The following is an 18,427-nucleotide window of genomic DNA, read 5'->3' on the forward strand; positions in this document are numbered from 1 at the left end:
GCCCGCCACAACCTTTTTCCGGGGCGTTCAGCGCAGGGCCGCATAGTGGTTTTTCATGCGCTGCACCTTGGCCACATAAAAGCGGGTTTCGCGCACGGGCAGCCGGGAGGTGAGGTCCGCGTAAAGCTCCGCCGCGCTCATGGCGTTGATGCGGGCCACGGCGGCCTCGTCCGTGCTGCCGTAGAGGCGCAGAAAACGGTTGGGCCCCATGTTGTAGGCCGCCACAGCGCAGTATTCGCGGGCCAGCTCGTCCTCCACTCCCGCAAAGTAGCGGGTCAGCAAAATGTGCAGGTAGGCGGTGCCGTAGCGGATGTTGGTTTCCGGCACGCGCAGCTCGTCAAAGCTGATCTCCCCGCGGCGGCCGTAGAGGTAGCGGTGCACCTCGTCGCTGGCCGTGTCCGGCAGGATCTGCATAAGACCCATGGCCGACTTGCCGCTGACCAGGGTGGGGGAGAAATCGCTTTCGCTGTGGATGATGGCGTAGACCAGGTCCGTATCCAGATTGTAGCGGCGGGAGAAGTTCTCCACCAGGCGGCGGTAGCGGGCGGCGCGGGCGCTGAGGGCGGCGGGGGTATCGTCCTCGCCCGTGAAGGGGGGCGGATCCGACGCCCGTTGCGGCGTGCGGGGGCGCAACGGGCTGTACCCCGCAAGCGCACCCGGCGCGGCCAGCCAGCGCAGGGGGCGGCCGCCGTTGTCCAGGGCGTCGCCGTAGCGGGGGGGCAGGCTGCCCAGAAGAAGGGGCGGGCTTGCGCCGTCCAGGGGAAGCAGGGGGGCAAAGCCGCCGGGTTCGCCTACGCTCGTCCGCAGGGGCGGGGCCTGGGGGCTTCCTCCGCCGGAAGGGGCGCGCGCGTCACGCTGCGGCGGGGCCGCTGCGGCGTCGGCGGCTGGGGCGCGCACGGCCCATTGCCGCACGCCGTCGCCCAGGGGCAGGATGGGCGCGGGCAGGTCTTCAGGGGCCAGGCTCACCACGCGGGGGTTGGCCCGACGGCGCAGTTCCGGGCCTTCGGTCTGCGGCACAAAGCCCGCCAGCAGGCCCAGCACCGCCAGGGTGGCCAGCAGGCCAAAAAGGAACAGCAAAAGGGCGTTACGGCGTTTCATGGCAAACCTCGCGGCGGCCCCGCTGCGGCCGGGCCGTCACTCCTGCTGCAATTCTTTTGCCACTCAAAAAAATCTTTTTCTTTTCGGCGCATTGAGCCTTGCTTGTGAAGGGCGTGACACATGTGGTCAAAAATCTGAATGGCGTTGACCGAACGCCCTGGAGGCCATATAGTATGTTCTGGACGGGAAAGCGGTTTCAGGAAAACGCGCGTCCGACACCGCAGCAAGGCGGGCGCGGCTGTTCCGACGGGAGACCGTCCTCGGGGCCGCGTGAGCCTGTCCGGACCTGCGGGTATGGAGTTCATCGTGTCACAGCACAACCCCGAATACATCCGCGAAGAAATCAAACGTCTCCTCAAGTATGCCCCGCCGGAAATGCGCGCCGCCGCTCTGGCCCTGCTGCCCGCGGCCAAGCGAACCCTCAATACCGGCTACGACCCCGCCGTGCGCGGGGTGCCCATGCGCAGCTGGCGCTGCCTGCTTACGCTGCTGGCCTCGGTGGCCAGCATGCAGAACGACACGGAAATGCTGTTGCGCGTTTCCAACGATCTGCTTTCCATTGCCGACCGCATGGCCCCGCCCAGTGAGGTTCTGCGCCAGAGCGCGGAAATTCTGGTCCACGCCCTGTACGCCGAAATGTACGTCTGTCGCCTGCGCACGCCCAACGGAGAGTGGGTGGTGAGCACGGCCAACCAGGTGGACGGCAAAAGCATCCCCATCGTGGCCCCCATGCTGGAGGAGGGCCTGCGCAAGCACCCGGTCATGCGGGCCATTCTGGAGGGCCACACCCGCTATGTGGTCTCCAACAACCTGCACGCCCTGGACCGGGGGGGCGAATCCTTCGACTGCATTATCTATAAGGAAGGCTACCGCTCCCGTCTGGCCTTTGTGCTGCGCGAGCGCGGCAACCGCCCGCCGTTTGGGCTGGTCATGCTCTACACCAAGCGCGAATACGGCTTTGAGAGCTTTGACGAGCGTTTTCTGGCCAAGTGCGCCAGCATTGTTTCCCTCACCGTGGGCCGCCGCGTGGCCGTGGCTCGCGATACCCTGGAAAAGGCCGCTGGGGCCATGGCCCACTACGGCAACAACGCCCTGAATGTCATGCGCAACCAGGCGGAATACTGCGGCGAGCTGGTGGAAGACATTGACGCCAACCAGGCCCGCGCCCTGCGCCTGGCCCGGGAGGTGCTGGCCGAATTTCCCGAGGGCTCGCGCGGGCGCGGCCTGGCCCTGGAGCTGGAAAGCATCCTCGCCCGCACGGACCTCACCGAGCTGGCCGGGCACCTGGGCGGCGTGCTGGAAGGCACCAGGCGCATGACGCGGATCATCAATTCCCTGATGAAGTCCGCCGAGCGCCCCCGGCTCATGCACTACGCCCTGGGGCACGACGTGCTGCGCCTGGAGGACGACAACCAGTAGCGGCCGCCCGCCGCGCCCTGCCCGGCGCGGCCTCTGCGCGCCGCCCAACCTTCGCCATGAGGATGCCGGAACAGCCGTGAACACGTCCGCCGCACGCTTCTTTCCCTTTCTGGAAACCCTGCGGGGCTATTCCCGGGCGGATTTCCGCGCGGATCTGCTGGCCGCCGCCACCGTCACCCCCATGGCCGTGCCCCAGGCCATGGCCTACGCCATCATTGCCGGCGTGCATCCGCAGTACGGCATTTACGCCTGCATGCTGCCCGTGGCCCTGGCGGCCCTGTGGGGCTCCTCCCGCTACATGGCGGCCGGGCCCACCAACGCCATCTCCATGGTCATCTACTCCACCTTCGCCACGGTAAGCGTGGGGGGCGTGCTCATTGCGAGCCTGCCGGAAGAGGCCCGCATGGCCTATGTCTTTGGTCTGGCCGTGCTCTGCGGGTTGATCCAGATGGGCCTTGGGCTCGCCCGGCTGGGCGACCTTGCCAACTTTATTTCCCATTCGGTCATGGTGGCCTTTACCACAGGGGCGGCCCTGCTCATTGCCGTGGGCCAGATCAGCACGGTGCTGGGCCTTTCCGGCCCCAAACCCGCCGGGTTTTTTAACCAGATTTTTGCCGCCCTGCACGGGCTGCCGCAGACCAACCTCTGGTGCCTGGGCCTGGCCGCGCTCACCGTGGCCCTGACCCTGGCCTTCCGGCGCGTGTCGCGGCGTTTTCCCGCCTCGCTTGCGGCCCTGGCCGTGGTTACGGCCGTAAGCGCCCTGGCGGACGCGGGCGCGCGCGGCGTGCCCCTGGTGGGGCCCATTCCCAGTGTGGTCCCGCCCCTTTCCCTGCCGCCCGCCTTTAACCTGGACGCCCTGCGCGATCTGTTCATGCCCGCTCTGGCTCTGGCCTTGCTGGGCACGGTGGAATCCCTGGCCATCGGCAAGCAGCTGGCCAGCGTCAAAAACGACTCCTTTGACGGCAGCCGGGAGCTCATGGGCCAGGGCCTGGGCAACCTGGCCGCCGGGCTCACGTCGGGCATTCCCGGCTGCGGTTCTTTCACCCGCAGCGCGCTCATGGTTTCTTCGGGCGGACGTACCCGCATGGGCACGGTGTTTTCGGGCATTCTGGCCCTGCCCATGCTTTTTGTGCTGGCGCCGCTCCTCAGCCGGCTGCCCTTGTCCGCCCTGGGGGGCACGCTGCTGCTTATTTCCTTCAAAATGATCGACGTGGAGGCCATCCGCCTCTGCGTGGTGGCCACCCGGGTGGACCGCATCGTCCTGCTCATAACCTTTCTCTCTACCCTGATTTTTGATCTGGAGAAGGCCATCTTCATCGGCGTGCTGCTCTCGCTGGTGTTGTTTATCTACAAGACCTCCCACCCCCGCGTGCGCCGCCTGCACCCCAACGACCCTCTGCTGCGCGAGGCCCCGGCCGACCTGCCGGACGGCGTGGCCGTGTACGTCATTGAAGGCACGCTCTTTTTCGGGGCCATCCATGAGCTGGAGCGCCAGCTGTATGAGGAAGACCGCGAACCCGCCCGCCTGGTGCTGCTGCACCTTTCCCGCGTGTTCTGGCTGGACGCCTCTGGCGCGCACGCCCTGGCCCAATTTGTGGAGCGCTGCTACGCCCGCAGCATGCCCGTCATTCTGGTGGTGGGCAGCAGCAGTGTGCGCGATATTCTGCAGCGCACGGGCATTCTGGACTACCTCAGCAATGGTTTTGTGGCCGACACCATCAACGATGGCCTGCGCCTGGCCGCGGCCTTGCTGCGCCGGGTAAGCTGCCGTGATGGCCAGTGCGCCTTCCCCATGCCGACCATGCCCTCCTGGCAGGGCGACGGCCATGCCGACCCCTTGCTCACGGCGGGCGAAGCCGGAGCCGCCGCCAGCCCCGCGCCTACTCAGGTTGATCAGCTTCCCAGCCCCCGGCGGCCCGCGCCCGGCAGCGCAACGCACGCGCCCGCCGGGCCCCAGGCTGCCGGCACGGCAAATCCGGCCAGGCCCCTGCCCCCGGCCGAGGCCCGCGTGCGCATGGCCGGTCCGCAACCAGCCGCAACGCCCCCGGCCACCGCTCCCGTCCCCGCGTCTTCCGTCCCGCCTTCCGCCGCCGCAACCCCGGCCCAGACGGCTTTTCTGCCAACCGCGGTCTTGCCGCAAACCACGCCGTCCGCAGAGGGCACAGCGCCCGCCGCGCCCGCGCAGACCCCCAAAACCGCTCCGTGAAAACGTCCCTCCCCACCTGTCCGGCCGGTCCAGACGCTTTGCCGTTTGGCCGGGAACACCCCTGGCTGGCCCCCCTGGCGGGCTACAGCGATCTGCCCTTCCGTCTGCTCTGCCGGGAATACGGGGCCGCCGTCTGCGTTACGGAAATGGTCAGCGCCAAGGGCCTTGCGTACCAGAGCCCCGGCACCAACGAGCTGCTCCGGACTCTGCCGGAGGATCAGCCTCTGGTGGTGCAACTTTTCGGGGCCGAAGCCGATTTTCTGGGCCGGGCCGTGGGCCTGCTGCGCGAGGCCGGGTTTGGCTGGTTTGACCTGAACATGGGCTGCTCCGTGCCCAAAGTTCTGCGCCAGGGCGCGGGGGCGGCCATGCTGGGAGATACGGACAACGCCCTGGCCGTGGCCCGGGCCATGCTGGCCGCCGCCGGGCCGGGGCGGGTGGGCTTTAAGCTGCGTCTGGGCCTGGATGCGGCCCGGCCCGTGCTGCCGGATCTGGCCCTGCGGCTGGAGGACGCGGGCGCGGGCTGGCTGACCCTGCACCCCCGTACGGCCCGTCAGGGCTTTGGCGGCGTGGCGGATTGGGAAGCTCTGGCCCGGCTGGCCCCGCGGCTTTCCATTCCCTTGCTGGCCAGCGGCGATCTGTTCAGCGCGGCGGACGGCCTGGCCTGCCTGGAGCGCACGGGCGTCGCGGGCGTCATGTACGCCCGCGGGGCTCTGCACAATCCCGCCGTTTTTGCCGAGCACACGGCCCTTTGCGCCGGTCGCGCGCCGGAGCCTCAGGCCGCGTCGCGCCTCAGGGCTATGATCCTGCGCCACATTGCCCTGGCCCGCCGCCACAGCCCCGGCCAGGCCGCCCTGTGGAAGATGCGCTCCGTAGCGCCCCGCTATGTGCGCGCTCTGCCCGGCGCGCGCGCCCTGCGCCAGGAGCTTTGCCGCTGCCGTGACTGGGAAGCCGTGACCGCGGCGCTGGACAATTTTCTGGACGCCTGCGACACTGAGCAGGACTGAACATTGGCTTCAAGCGTAGGGAGGAAGCGCAGTATGGACGTCATCCGCGCCAGAACCGCGGGTTTCTGCATGGGGGTGGGCCTGGCCCTGCAAAAGCTGGAGGCCGCCCTGCAGGAGCGCGCGGCGGATACGGCGCGCATCTGCACCCTGGGGCCCATTATCCACAATCCGCAGGTGCTGGAAGACTACGCGCGCAAGGGCGTGGCGCGCCTGGAGGAACCGGAGGAAGCCCGGCCCGGAGACATGGTGGTCATCCGGGCGCACGGCGTTACCCGGCAGACGGAAGAGCGCCTGCGGGCGGGCGGCGCGCGGGTGCTGGACGCCACCTGTCCCAAGGTCAAAAAGGCGCAGCTTTCCATCGCCAGGGCTACGGCCGGGGGGGCGGCTCTGCTGCTCTTCGGCGAGGCGGATCACCCTGAGGTGCGGGGGCTGGTTTCCTACGCGGGCGGGCCGGCTTACGTCTTTGGGGATATGGAGGCCCTGGAGGCCTTGTCCCTGCCGGAAGACCGTCCCTATGTGCTGGCCTCGCAGACCACGCAGGACCGCGCCCTGTTTGCGGTTATTGAGCGGCTGCTGCGGGGGCGGCTGCCCGGCCTTACGGTGCTTGCCACCATCTGCGACGCCACGCGGGAGCGGCAGGACGAGGCCCGCAGCATTGCCGCCCGCGCGGATGTTATGGTAGTGGTGGGCGGACGGGAAAGCGGCAACACCCGCCGGTTGGCCGATGTGGCTCGGGCCGCGGGCATTGCTACCTATCATGTGGAAACGGTGGACGAGCTGCGGCCCGAATTTTTTGCGCAAAAAGCGCGCGCAGGCCTAACGGCCGGCGCGTCCACGCCGAAAAGCCTCATAGAGGCCGCGGAAGAACGGCTCACGTCCCTGTAGCCCGCGGCGCGGCTGAAGAGCCCGCCCGAAGCGCAGGAGTTTTTTGCTGGAGGCAGCATGGCCCAGACCAATATTTTGCTGGAAGCCGGCACCAACGAACTGGAAGTGGTGGAATTTTACCTGGATGAGGCCGTGCCGGAACAAACGGCCGACGCCGCGCCTGAGGCTGCCGCCGGCGCGCCGCCCAGGGCGGACCGCTACCGGGGGTACTACGGCGTCAACGTGGCCAAGGTGCTGGAGATCATCCGCATGCCCAAGGTCACGGAGCTGCCAGAGGTGCAGCACCCCAGCGTGCGCGGGGCCTTTAACCTGCGCTCGCGCATCATCCCGCTGGTGGATCTGGCCATGTGGCTGGGCAAAACCCATCCGGCCAGCGAGGAGCAGCCCAAAACCATTGTGACGGAGTTCAACAACGTCACCACGGCGTTTATGGTTTCGGGCGTCAACCGCATCCACCGCATCAGCTGGGAGCGGGTGGAGCCGCCCAACAAATATGTGGCGGCCGTGTCCAACAACACGGTCATCGGGGTGGTCAAGCTGGAGGACCGCATTGTCTTTCTGCTGGATCTGGAGAAGGTGGTGGCCGACCTCAACCCCAGGCTGGGCCTGCGCCTGGATGACCTGGGCGCGGACTGGACCAATACGGGCTACAAGGCGCTGGTGGCGGACGACTCCGCCCTGGTGCGCGAAATGCTGCGCGATCTGCTGGAAAAAGCCGGTTTTGCCGTGGAGGTGGTTTCCAACGGCCGCGCCGCCTGGGAACGGCTGGAGGAATTCAAGCGCCGGACGGAAGAAACGGGCCGCGCCCTCACCGAATTTGTGCATGTGGTGGTCTCAGACATCGAAATGCCGGTCATGGACGGGCTCAACCTTACCCACCGCATCAAGACCGACCCGGTGCTGCAAAAGCTGCCCGTGGTGCTGTTCTCTTCGCTTATTACGGATAAGTTGCGCCACAAGGGCGTGAGCGTGGGCGCGGACGACCAGATTTCCAAGCCTGAGGTGACGCAGCTGGCCCAGCGGGCCCTGGCGCTGATCAAGGCGCAGGAAGCAAAGCCCGCGGCCTGAGCGCTGGCCGCGTGGGCGCGGACGTTTCAAGGGAGGGGCGGGAACGCCTCTCCCTTTGTTTGTGGGCGGCGCGCCTTTTGCCAGGGCACGCCCGGCGCGCCCTCCGGACCCCCAAAAAAAAAATTTTAAAACTCCCACATGCTGCAGTGGCCGTGGTCGAAGACGGCGTGGCTGGTGAAGCCGAAGGCCTTGGCGTAGGAGGCCAGGCGGGCGAAGCCGTAGCCCACGTCGTCGGGGCCGTGGGCGTCGGAAGCGAAGCTGATGCGGCAGCCCAACTCGGCCGCGGCGGCCATGATGGGCGGGGCGGGGTAGATTTCGCGGCAGGCTTTGCGCAGCCCGGCGGAGGAGACCTCCATGCCCATGCCCGCGTCGCGCAGGGCGGTGAGGCCCTGGCGGATGAGGGCCATGCTTTCGGGTTTGGCCAGCCAGATGTGGAACTGCTCCACGGAAAAGATTTTGATCAGGTCCGGGTGGGCCGCAATGTTGAAGAGGCCTGAGCGCAGCATGGCTTCCCAGGCCGTGAAGTAGGCGCGGTAGCGGGCTTCGCATTCCTCCTGCGAGAAGGCCTTCCAGGGCTCCGCGCCGTCGTCGAATCCCCAGTGGCCCACAAAGTGGACGCTGCCCAGCAGATAGTCAAAGTCGTAGGCCGCGCAGCCCCGGCGGGTGAAGTCTTCCTGTCCTTCCAGCCAGTCCATTTCCATACCGAAGAGCACCCGGCAGGGGCCGTGGGTGTTGGCGGCCTTGAGCTCCAGCACTTCGCGCACATAGTCCGGCAGGTGGCGGGCGAGCTGGTCGCGGTATTCATGGGTATAGTCAAAGCCCTGGGGCCGGGGAGAGTGCTCTGAAAAACCCAGCAGGGCAAGGCCGCGGGCCGCGGCTGCGGCGTGCATGGCGGCCGGTGTGGCGCTGCCGTGGGAATAGCGGGTGTGGGTGTGCAGGTCGGCGAGAATCATGGGCAATCCTTTGCGTAGAGAATCTGGGTCCGGCGGGAACGTGCTGCGGCGTCAGCGGTTGCGGCGGGCGCTCAGCGCGGTTGTCTGGCGGAACACCCAATATTTGCAGGCCGTATAGACCACGGCCGGCACCAGCAACACGGCAATGGGCATGGCCGCCGTGTAGCTCAGGCCGCAGGCCATGAGCAGCCAGACAATGACGCTGTTGAGGGCCAGCCCTAACGCCTGGGTGGCGGCAAAGCGGGGCAGCATGGTGCGGTCCGCGCCTTTGGCCGGGGCGGCGGCGCGGAAGGTCCAGCGGCTCTGCCCCAGGTAGGAGACGACAAAGCTCAGCACATAGGCCAGGGCGTTGCCCGCCAGGGCGGGCAGCCCCAGCTGGTTGACGAAGAGCAGGCCCAGCAGCCCGTAGCACAGAGCCGCAGTGCCGCCCACCATGCCGAAGCGCACCCAGCGCCGGGCGGTCAGGTCGCGGATAAGGGCAAAGATGGCGTTGGTTGCGTTCATGGCGTTTTGTGGCTTGCGGGCGGGCCCTGCACGGCGCGGGGGGGCGGATTTTCTGCGTGGCGCCCGGCCCTGAGGTGGGCGCGTGGGGCATGGTACCGTTAAGAATATATATCTGCAAGGAGCGTTCGCGGGCCTGCGGCGGACGGAGCTTCACGGGGCGGCGGCAAAGGCGGGCGGCGCGCCGTAGCGCTGCAGCACGGCGTTCAGGCTGCCGTCAAGGAGCATGGCTTTTTCCGCCTGGCGGGCGGGGCTCTGATAAAAAGCGTCGTGCCGCAAGGGGGGGCCGCCGCAGGGCTGGCCGCCGGGATGGCACATGATTTCCACCAGCGCGGCCGCGTCCTGGCGGCGGATGGCCGCAAGGGACGCCGCTGCCAGGGCTGCCGTGAGGCTGCCGCCGGAAACTAGGCCGCAGAGAAAGGCGTTGTGCGCCACGCCGGTCTGGTTGAGCAGGGCGGCCAGCCCGACCGACCAATGCGCCAGCAGGGCGCGGCGCGCGCAGCCTGTAAGCAGCCGCGCTGCGGGCAGGGGGGGCAGGTGCGCCGGTTCTCTGGGCAGGCGGACATAGGCGGGGCTGTGCTCCCGGATGAGCTCGCGCATGACGCCGGAGAGGGCGGGGATGGCGTGGACGTGCAAATGGCCGTCCAGGCGCAGCCCGCCCCGTTGCCGCCACTGCGGGAAGCCCGCGGCAAAGGCGGCGATCTGGGCTTCAAATTCGTCGCGGATGGCGATGAGCAGGGCTTTCCGGCGGCGGCCCACGCTGCCGGCAAGGGCGGCGAGCAATTGCCCCAGGCTGCAGCGGAAGACGCCTGCGGCGTCCGCCAGCGGCCGGACCTGCCCGATGGGGGCGGTGCAGCGGCCCTCAAGAAGATTGAGGTGCAGGCATACGCGCGTCTGCGGCAGGCCGGCAAGCCGGCGCAGGCTTTCCGCAGCCCAGGAGCCGCCCATGAGGACGGAAACGGAATGGAGGGGGCCGTGGGCCAGGCAGGCGAAGATGTCCTCGCTGATGCTTCTGGTCAGACCGCAATCGTCCGCATGGACGATGAGGCGCAGGGATGGGCTGGCGGGTGCGGGCATGGTTCAGAAATCCGCGGCGTCGCTCTGGGCGGTTTCCGCCAGCAGAAAGCGCGGCCTGCCTTTCAGCTCGACGAAGGCGTGGTGGATGTAGGCCGAGAGGATGCAAAGGCCGGTGAGGATGGCGCTGCCGGTAAACAGGATCAGCAGAATGACCGTGGTAAAGCCGGACTGCGCCTCGCCCGTGACGTAGCTCCACAGGGCTTCGCAGCCCACCACAAGGGAGAGGGCGTAAAAAAGCAGGGTGATGCAGCCGATGAGCAGCAAGGGCTTGCCGCTGAAAGAGGTCACGGAATCCACGGCCAGCGTGGTTTTGCGGGCTAGGCTCCATTTGCTGCTGCCGTTGTTGCGGGCGCGGGGCGTAAAAAAGATCTCTTTGTGCCGAAAGCCCATCCATGAGGTCAGGCCGCGGTAAAAGGCCTTGCGTTCGCCCAGGTTGTTCCAGGCATCCACCACTTTGCGGTCAAGGAGCTTGAAGTCCCCGGAGCCTTTGAGATCGTAGGAGGTCAGCATCTGAAAGAGGCGGTAAAAGGCCAGCGCGCAGAACCTGTTAAAAACAGATTCCGCCTGTCGCTCCTGCTTGCGGACGTCCACCACATCCGCCGCGCCGGAGAGCCACAGCGCCGCCATCTCCGGGATAAGCGAGGCCGGGTGCTGCATGTCACTGTCCATGGTGACGACGGCGTCGCCGCGCGCGGCCGCAAGCCCGGCGGAAAGGGCGGCGTCCTTGCCGAAATTGCGGCTCAGCCGCAGGCAGCGCAGGCGCGGGTATTGCTCCGTAAGGCGACGCATGGCGGCCCAGGTGTCGTCCGTGGAGCCGTCGTCAACCAGAATGATTTCGTAGCCGAGGCGGGTTTCCGCCTGCAGCCGGTCAAGCACGGTCGCAAGGTCGGCCACAAATTCGTGCAGGCACGCGCCTTCGCAGTAGGCCGGCGCAACGACGGAGATGGTGGATTTCATGACAAAGCCTCACTGCTGAGGAGGGGCGGCGGCAAGGCCGCGTCTGGCGATGAGCCAGCGGCCGTTGCTCCAGAGGATGCTCCCCTGCCGCGCGATCTGTTCTTGAAGGGAAGTGTCGCCGCACAAAAACCACTGCGCGCCAGAAGCCAGCCAGGCGGCTGTCGCCCCCTGGGCGCTGCTGACATCGGCCAGCGCCAGCCAGCGCGCCGCCCCTTGCGGGTCTTGGTTATAGAGGTAGGAAGAGCCGTCTTTGAAGGCGTAGGTCAGGGGCCGGTACAGCCGGTAGCGCACGGCCATGGCGTCCGGGGCGGCAAAAACAGGCGCCTGCGGCGGCACAAGCCGCTGCAGGGCTTCCAGCGCCTGGGCGTAGTCCGCCCCGCGGCGCAAAACCTCCTGCACCGCCGCGGGCTGCTGCAGGCCCAGAGCCTGACGGAAGGCGAACCGCGCTCCGGAAGCCCAGCGCCCCTGGTCCCAAACCAGTACGCAGACAAAGATGACTGCAGCCGCGGCCGCGGCCCGGCGGGGGGCGCGCTGCCAAAAGCAGGCAAAGGCGCAGATAATCATAAGCCAGCATAAAAGAATGACGAACCTGGTGCCGCGAAGAAGCTCGGAGCCCAGGGGCAGCCTGTGGAGGGTTTCCGCAAGGCTTGCTTCCGTTACGGAAAGCAGGGCCGCAAGGCAAACGCCCAGGAACAGGGTGGGCGTTATGGCCGCCAGGCGCTTCATGGGCGGCGTGCCGCAGCGCCTGGTAATGAAAAAGCCGACAAGGCCGCCGAGCATAAGGGGAAAGGCGTCGTTGCGGTAGTGCAGCAGGCTGATGAGCCTGTGCCAGCGGTTGCCTTCGTCCTCAATGAAGCGTTGGTCGAAAACCTGCTGCAGCACGGCCAGATCCTGCGCCGTAAAGGGCGTGGCGTGCTTGATGGAGCTGCAGAGGTAGAGCAGGGTGGGGAGGCTCCAGGCCATAAGGCTCAGCAGCAGCCGGAGGCCGTGCCGCGGCAGACTGTCGCCCGGCGCCCGGTGGAAAAAAAAGACCGTAAACAGCATGCAGCTTGCCACAAGCGAGCTGATGCCGTGCAGGTACATGCCGCAGCCAGAGGCGAACAGGATGACGGGCCGCCACTGCGGCTTGTCAAGGGCGGCAAGCGTGCCCGCCAGCAACACGGGGAACAGGGCTGCATAAAAAACCCTGGGCGTGATGTCGCCCGATCCGAACCCCCAGTAAGTGCCGAAGTTGACCCATACGGTCACGCCCGTGAGCAGGGCGAACAGGGCGGCCGGCAGGGGCGCGCCCAGCAGGCGGCGGCCCAGATAGTAGCAGCCGACGTAATGGAGGAAAACGCCCGCCGCGCCGGCCCGCAGCAGGCCCTGCACCACATCGCCGCCGGGCTGGAGCAGCGCCGCCAGCGAGGACTCAAAGTTGATGATGGAATTGGCGGTGGTGGGCACGGCCAGCAAGGGATCCTGCGCAAAGAGCCCCCGGTGCAGCTCGCCGGCCATGTTCTGCGCGTAGCAGCAGAGGTCGCTGCTGATGGCGAGCCCGTTGGAGGAAAGCTGCGTCACGCCCCACAGGCCGACCAGGGCATAGGCCGCAACGGCGAACAGAAAGACCATATCCCAGAGCATATATTGGGGGGGGCGGGTGCGTGTCATTGTTTGAGCGCCTGCAGCGTGCGGTCCTGTGCCGTGAAGATTGTTGTCCCGTCGGCGCGGGGCGCGGACGGAGCAACGGGTTGCCGCGTCGGGAAGCCCGTCGGGCTCTGTGCGCGCGCAACCTTGCGTAAAACATCTATCGTGCGAAGATTAATTTTTGTAACGAATTGGAAGAAGTATTGCAAGGTGGCGCGGCCCGGACGCCGGAACTTTTGCCTGAGAAGTCGGGCCGTTTTTGTGCGGCGCGGAAGGCCCGCAGGGAAGGTGGCGCGAAGCTGCCTCCGGGAGCAGGGAAGGAAGCGCTGGGGTACAGTTTCCTTCCCCGCTCCGGGACGCATTCACAACTGGCGTGCGGCTGGGGCCTCAGCCCCGCAGGCGGCGGACAATCTCCTGCCCTGCGCGGCGGCCAGCGCCCATGGCCAGGATGACGGTGGCCGCGCCGGTGACGATGTCGCCGCCGGCGAAGACGTTGGGAATGGAAGTCTCGCCCGTTTCCTCATGAACCTGGATGTAGCCGCGCTGGGTTTTGACCAGGTCGGGGGTGGCGTCCAGGAGGATGGGGTTGGAGCGGGTGCCCAGGGCCACAATGGCCAGGTCCGTGGGCATGTCGTATTCCGAGCCGGCGATGGGCACGGGGCGGCGACGGCCCGAGGCGTCGGGTTCGCCCAGCTCCATCTTCTGCAGGGTAACGGAAGTCAGGTGCAGCTCCGCGTTGCCGTTGAAGCGCAGGGGCGCGGAGAGCATGGCAAACTGCACGCCTTCTTCTTCGGCGTGTTCCACTTCTTCCAGGCGGGCGGGCATTTCGGCCCTGGTGCGGCGGTAGACAATGTGCACGCTTTCCGCGCCCATGCGCAGGGCTGTGCGGGCCGCATCCATGGCCACGTTGCCCGCGCCGAATACGGTGACGTTTTTGCCGGGGAAGGCCGGGGTGTCCTGCTTGGGGAAGTCGTAGGCCCGGCCCAGGTTCACGCGGGTAAGGTATTCGTTGGCCGAGAACACGCCCACCAGATTTTCACCGGGCACGCCCAGAAAGGTGGGCAGGCCCGCGCCCACGCCGATGAACACGGCGTCGTATTCCTTGCGCAGATCCGCCACATCCACGGTGCGGCCGCCCACGCTGTTGAGGTGGAACTCCACGCCGGACTGGCGCAGGCCGTCAATCTCCGTGGCTACAACGCTCTTGGGCAGGCGGAAGGCGGGGATGCCGTAGATGAGCACGCCGCCGGGCTCGTGCAGGGCTTCAAACACGTCCACCCGGATGCCCGCGGCGGCGCAGACGCCCGCACAGGTCAGGGAGGAGGGGCCGGAACCGATGCAGGCCACCTTTTTGCCGTCCAGGGGCAGGGAGCAGGCATTGGTGCCGGTTACCTGCTCGCAGGCGGTGGTGGCGATGTAGGTATCGGCCACAAAGCGCTCCAGCCGACCGATGGCCACGGGCTGGCCCTTGGCCTTGAGCACGCACTTGCCTTCGCACTGGTGCTCCTGCGGGCAGACCCGGCCGCAGACCGCAGGGAGGCTGTTGGTGCTTTTGATGATGCGGTAGGCGGCGTCCATGTTGTTCTGGGCCACCTGGTGGATGAAGTCGCGGATGGGCACTTCCACCGGGCAGCCGGTGACGCAGAGGGGTTTTTTGCACTGCAGGCAGCGCGCGGCCTCCTGCAGGGCCATTTCCCTGGTGTAGCCCAGGGCCACTTCCTCAAAATTGCCGCGTCGCACGGCGGCGGGCTGACAGGGCATGGGCGTCCTGGGGGCCACGGTCTTTTTGGGTTTGCTAGTTTCCATGAGCGGACCTCTGGTAGGCTTCAAGAGAAATGCGTTCCTGCTCCCGGTAGGCGGCCAGCCGACGGCGCAGCTCTGGGAAATCCACTTCGTGGCCGTCAAATTCGGGGCCGTCCACGCAGGCAAACTTGGTTTTGCCGCCCACGCTCACACGGCAGGCGCCGCACATGCCGATGCCGTCCACCATGATGGGGTTGAGGCTCACCGTGGTCTTGACGCCGAAAGGACGGGTGGTTTCGGCCACGGCGGCCATCATGGGCACGGGGCCCACGGCCACCACCTCAAAGACGGCCTTGTCCTTTTCCAGGCGGTCCCGCAGCAGGTCGGTGACCAGCCCCTTGTGGCCGTAGCTGCCGTCGTCCGTAGAGATAAGCAGCTCGTCCACAAAGGAGGCCAGCTCCTTCTCAAACAGCAGCAAGTCCTTGCTGCGCGCGCCGATGATGCCCACCACCCGGTTGCCCACGCGGGCGTGGCCTTTGGCGATGTGGTGCATGGCGGCAATGCCCGTGCCGCCGCCCACGCAGATCACGGTGCCGTGTTTTTCAATGTGGGTGGGGTGCCCCAGGGGACCGCAGACGTCCAGAATGGCGTCGCCCTGGTTCAGTTCCTCCAGCATGGCCGTGGTTTTGCCCATGACCAGGTAAACGATGGTGATGGTGCCCTGCGCGGGATCGGTATCCGCGATGGTCAGGGGGATGCGCTCGCCCTGGGGGCTCACGCGCAGCATAACAAAGTGCCCAGGCCGCGCTTTTTGGGCGATCTGCGGCGCGTGGAGCACCAGTTTGCTGGTTTTGCCCGGGATCAGGCGTTCCTTGTGCAAAATGGGTGTCGGCATAGGCTCTCCTCATTCAAGCAGCATTGCCGCCGATAGTAGCCATGACGCGCAAGCCTTGCAAGCGGCGCGCGATTTGTAATGGTATCGCGACATCTTTTGCGGATTTTTATACCATAAGGGCGGAGGGATTTGGCCGTGCCGGGCCGGCTGCCGCAAAAAAGGCCGGTTGGACGGTTTTGGGCCTAAAGAAGGTTTTTTTGTTACCGATAGTAGTAAGTGTTGTGGAAAAGCAGAAGGCTCAGGGCCCCGCCGCGGCGGCGGGCGTCTGCGCCTTCTATAAACGGGAAGCAATGACCGATTCAGGGAGGAATGGTCATGACGTACGACTGGTTGCATGCGCTTCCCACGGCGGCCTCGCCGCCGGAGCCTGAGAGCGCGCCCGCGCGGCGCGACCTGGAGGCTCTGGAGCGCTACCTTGCCGTGCTGGAAGCGAACCGAAGGGCCGGCCGCACGGCGGTGACAGATGCGGTGCTGGCCCTGGATATGGCAGGATTTGTGCGGCAAAGCCTGCGCGAGCCGGGTAGACGCCCCTGCGGCGTCAGCCCGGCAGTGCTGGCCATGACTCTGGTGCGGCGCACGGTGGACGCGCCGGAGCAGTAACGCAGCAACAACCGTTCCCGGAGGTTCGGCCCTGGCCCTGAAACCTGCGTGGAATCCGCCTGTGGAAGCGCCGTCGCGCGGGCTTGATGAAGCCCCGCGGCGGCGCTGTTTTTTGCAGGTCAGGGCCGCGTGGCGGGGCCCCAGCGACGGCGCAGGCAAGAGGCCCGGCGTACAGGCGCACGCGCAAACCCACGGCGGCGGGCTGCATGACGTGCCTGCCGACGCAAGCGGACCCGCCCCGCCCCGTCCCCGTCTTCGGCGGCGGGCTTTGCAGAGAGGTGAACCCACGTTGCCGCTTCGCGGCGACGGCCGCGAGGATTTGCCTTCCTTCAGCGCGCGTTTTGGGTTATACTTGCCCTGCCGCCGGGCTGCGGGCCGCCACCGCGGCCTGCGGCAATAGTTGTCGGCAGCGCGGGGAAGCGGTTGCAACGCCGCTCCGCAAGGAGGACGTATGGACGGGCAGCGCGCCTTGCGGCGGGCCATTTTTCTGGATCGGGACGGCACCCTGAACAAAGACACGGGCTATGTGCACCGCAAGGAGGATTGGCAGTGGCTGCCCGGCGTGGCGGAGGCGCTCAAACGCTTCCGCGCCGTGGGCTACGCCCTGGTGGTGGTGAGCAACCAGTCCGGCCTGGCGCGGGGCATGTACGATCTGGCGGACCTGCGCGCCCTGGAAGCCTGGGTTGACGCGGACCTGGCGGCCAAAGGCGCGGCCATTGACGCCTGGTACTACTGCCCGCATTTGCCGGAGCTGACCGGCCCCTGCACATGCCGCAAGCCCGCGCCGGGCCTGCTGCTGCGCGCTGCGGCAGAAATGGGCCTGGACCTTGCGCGATCCTGGATGGTGGGCGACAGGGTGCGCGACGTGGAGGCGGGGCTGGCGGCGGGCTGCCGCTGCGTGCTGCTGCGCCCGGCACAGGGCGGCTACGAGGCGGACGCGCCCGTGCCCGAAGGCGTGGCCGTTGCCCCGCATCTGCCCGCGGCGGAGGTGCTTATTCTGGGGCCGGAGCTGCGCCGTCTGCGCGCGGAACGCGAAATTCGCGCCAGCAGATTAAAAGATATGGGTTAATGAGGCGTGTCCGACAGCGCGTGCAAAAGACTTCTGGCCTGGGCAATTATCTGTGTATCCACGTTCTTCGCTTTAAAAGCTACATAGGTAAGACATTCACGCAGGAGTAGGGCGTCTGAAAAAATTTTTTTGGCAGCGCTGGCTCTTATTCCGGCTCCCGCTTCATTGGAGATTTGTTTTTCTATTTGATAACGCAGTGCGGCACTGTTTTCAGGTTTAGAGCTCCAAAAGGAATATTCAGTTATAAAGATTTTTATTCCAAGAGATTGCAATGCGCGTGGAGCTGGCATCTGCCCTCCTTGCGGTCAAGCTATGTATACTGCGGTTCGTTTTCTTTAATGATCTGGAAGGACTTCATGGCTTTGACCGTGCCGGCTATGCCCTGGTACTTGCGCACGCCCGCCACCGTGCAGGTAAGCAGGTCTTCCTGGTCCGTATCCAGCGCCAGCACGTCGCCCACCTGCATGCGCAGGAGCTGGTTGCCGGTGATGGTGGTGCGGCCGAAAAGCACCTTGAGCTCCACGGGCGTTTCCATAAGCCGTTCTTTGAGCCGGGCCACCCAGGCGTGGTCCACCTCCAGGCGTTCGGTCTGGAAGCTGGCGTGCAGCTTGGAGCGGATGGGCTCAATGGTGGCGTAGGGCAGGCAGATGACCATGGAGCCCAGGGCTGTATCCAGCTCCACTTCAAAAGTGATGACCACCACCACGTCGCTGGGCGGCACAATGGCCGCGAACTGGGGGTTGATCTCGCTGCGCACCAGCTCCAGCTTCACGTCGTGCACGGGCCGCCAGGATTCCTCCATGTTGTCCAGGGCGATCTTGACGATCTTGTCCACTACGGCCTGCTCAATGCGGGTGAATTCGCGGCCCTCCACCTTGGGCTGGGAGCCGGAGCCGCCGAAGACGTTCTCCACCAGAGCGAAGACCAGGCGCGAATCCACAATCATAATGGCGTTGCCGCGCAGAGGATCCATTTTAAAAATATTGATGGAGGTGGGCACGGGCAGGGAGCGCATAAACTCCCCGAACTTGGTCATGTCTATGGAAATGGGGTTGAGCTCCACCCTTTTGCGCACGGCATTGGAAAGGGCGTTGGTGCAGAGGCGGGCAAAGCGGTCGTTGACGATCTCCAGCACGGGCATGCACCCGCGGATGATGCGGTCCTGATTGGCCAGATCAAAAGGCACAATGCCGGAGTCGTCCTCCGGCGTTTCGGTCTCGCTTTCGATTTCGCCGCCCGTCAGCCCCCGCAACAGGGCGTCCACTTCGTCTTGCGCCAGAACTTTGTTCATGTCTGCACCAAACTCCCGCCGGAAGGTCTTGCCGC

Annotated in this window: 17 protein-coding genes; 7 read left to right on the top strand and 10 right to left on the bottom strand. The window is 66.4% G+C overall.

Annotated elements, in window-relative coordinates:
* Positions 1-27 precede the first annotated feature (27 nt).
* The gene (locus BLS55_RS09205) at positions 28-1,098 is read right to left on the bottom strand and encodes a transglycosylase SLT domain-containing protein (protein ID WP_092154546.1); all 1,071 of its coding nucleotides are present in this window, start codon (positions 1,096-1,098) and stop codon (positions 28-30) included.
* Positions 1,099-1,392: 294 nt separating this feature from the next.
* Between BLS55_RS09205 and BLS55_RS09210 the strand changes: the two genes are divergently transcribed.
* From BLS55_RS09210 to BLS55_RS09230, 5 genes are all read left to right on the top strand, one after another.
* A complete protein-coding gene (locus BLS55_RS09210) occupies positions 1,393-2,517 on the top strand; it encodes a hypothetical protein (protein ID WP_257243198.1) in 1,125 nt (374 codons plus the stop codon).
* A 76-nt stretch (positions 2,518-2,593) separates the two neighbouring features.
* Entirely contained in the window at positions 2,594-4,723 is a 2,130-nt protein-coding gene (locus BLS55_RS09215) for a SulP family inorganic anion transporter (protein ID WP_218970738.1), read from the top strand.
* The gene (locus BLS55_RS09220; protein ID WP_092154548.1) at positions 4,720-5,727 is read left to right on the top strand and encodes a tRNA dihydrouridine synthase; all 1,008 of its coding nucleotides are present in this window, start codon (positions 4,720-4,722) and stop codon (positions 5,725-5,727) included. Before BLS55_RS09215 ends, BLS55_RS09220 begins: the two co-directional genes overlap by 4 nt.
* Before the next feature lie 33 nt (positions 5,728-5,760).
* Positions 5,761-6,612 carry a 4-hydroxy-3-methylbut-2-enyl diphosphate reductase gene (gene ispH, locus BLS55_RS09225; RefSeq protein WP_092154550.1) on the top strand — a complete coding sequence of 284 codons (852 nt, stop codon included), beginning with the start codon at positions 5,761-5,763 and terminating at the stop codon, positions 6,610-6,612.
* Positions 6,613-6,669: 57 nt separating this feature from the next.
* Positions 6,670-7,680: a chemotaxis protein gene (locus BLS55_RS09230; protein WP_092154552.1), complete on the top strand. Its 1,011-nt coding sequence runs from the start codon at positions 6,670-6,672 to the stop codon at positions 7,678-7,680.
* Between the two features lie 125 nt (positions 7,681-7,805).
* On the opposite strand, the gene BLS55_RS09235 is transcribed toward BLS55_RS09230, so the two are convergent.
* The 7 genes from BLS55_RS09235 to BLS55_RS09265 form a co-directional block, all read right to left on the bottom strand.
* Entirely contained in the window at positions 7,806-8,633 is an 828-nt protein-coding gene (locus BLS55_RS09235; protein WP_092154554.1) for a histidinol-phosphatase, read from the bottom strand.
* 51 nt (positions 8,634-8,684) lie between these two features.
* Positions 8,685-9,137: a GtrA family protein gene (locus BLS55_RS09240; protein ID WP_092154556.1), complete on the bottom strand. Its 453-nt coding sequence runs from the start codon at positions 9,135-9,137 to the stop codon at positions 8,685-8,687.
* Between the two features lie 150 nt (positions 9,138-9,287).
* Entirely contained in the window at positions 9,288-10,211 is a 924-nt protein-coding gene (locus tag BLS55_RS09245) for a ChbG/HpnK family deacetylase (RefSeq protein ID WP_092154558.1), read from the bottom strand.
* A 3-nt stretch (positions 10,212-10,214) separates the two neighbouring features.
* On the bottom strand, positions 10,215-11,168 hold the full coding sequence (locus tag BLS55_RS09250) for a glycosyltransferase family 2 protein (RefSeq protein ID WP_092154560.1): 954 nt from the start codon (positions 11,166-11,168) through the stop codon (positions 10,215-10,217).
* Positions 11,169-11,177: 9 nt separating this feature from the next.
* Complete coding sequence (locus BLS55_RS09255) at positions 11,178-12,818, bottom strand: hypothetical protein (protein WP_092154561.1); 1,641 nt, start codon at positions 12,816-12,818, stop codon at positions 11,178-11,180.
* A 363-nt stretch (positions 12,819-13,181) separates the two neighbouring features.
* Complete coding sequence (gltA, locus tag BLS55_RS09260) at positions 13,182-14,600, bottom strand: NADPH-dependent glutamate synthase (RefSeq protein WP_092154563.1); 1,419 nt, start codon at positions 14,598-14,600, stop codon at positions 13,182-13,184.
* Positions 14,590-15,432: a sulfide/dihydroorotate dehydrogenase-like FAD/NAD-binding protein gene (locus tag BLS55_RS09265; RefSeq protein WP_092154565.1), complete on the bottom strand. Its 843-nt coding sequence runs from the start codon at positions 15,430-15,432 to the stop codon at positions 14,590-14,592. The genes gltA and BLS55_RS09265 overlap by 11 nt, the downstream gene beginning before the upstream one ends.
* Positions 15,433-15,747: 315 nt before the next feature.
* On the opposite strand from BLS55_RS09265, the gene BLS55_RS09270 reads away from it, so the two are divergent.
* Together BLS55_RS09270 and gmhB are read left to right on the top strand one after the other, a co-directional pair.
* Positions 15,748-16,032, top strand: coding sequence for a hypothetical protein (locus BLS55_RS09270; RefSeq protein ID WP_092154567.1), 285 nt, complete (start codon positions 15,748-15,750; stop codon positions 16,030-16,032).
* Between the two features lie 451 nt (positions 16,033-16,483).
* Positions 16,484-17,101: a D-glycero-beta-D-manno-heptose 1,7-bisphosphate 7-phosphatase gene (gene gmhB / locus BLS55_RS09275; RefSeq protein ID WP_092154569.1), complete on the top strand. Its 618-nt coding sequence runs from the start codon at positions 16,484-16,486 to the stop codon at positions 17,099-17,101.
* Here gmhB and BLS55_RS11930 read toward each other — a convergent pair.
* Together BLS55_RS11930 and fliM are read right to left on the bottom strand one after the other, a co-directional pair.
* Positions 17,098-17,391, bottom strand: a complete 294-nt coding sequence (locus BLS55_RS11930) for a hypothetical protein (protein WP_143339544.1) — start codon at positions 17,389-17,391, stop codon at positions 17,098-17,100. The two genes, gmhB and BLS55_RS11930, sit on opposite strands and share 4 nt — an antisense overlap.
* Positions 17,392-17,411: 20 nt before the next feature.
* Entirely contained in the window at positions 17,412-18,392 is a 981-nt protein-coding gene (fliM, locus tag BLS55_RS09280) for a flagellar motor switch protein FliM (RefSeq protein WP_092154570.1), read from the bottom strand.
* Between the last annotated feature and the right edge of the window lie 35 nt (positions 18,393-18,427).

Source organism: Desulfovibrio legallii (assembly GCF_900102485.1).
GTDB lineage: Bacteria > Desulfobacterota > Desulfovibrionia > Desulfovibrionales > Desulfovibrionaceae > Desulfovibrio > Desulfovibrio legallii_A.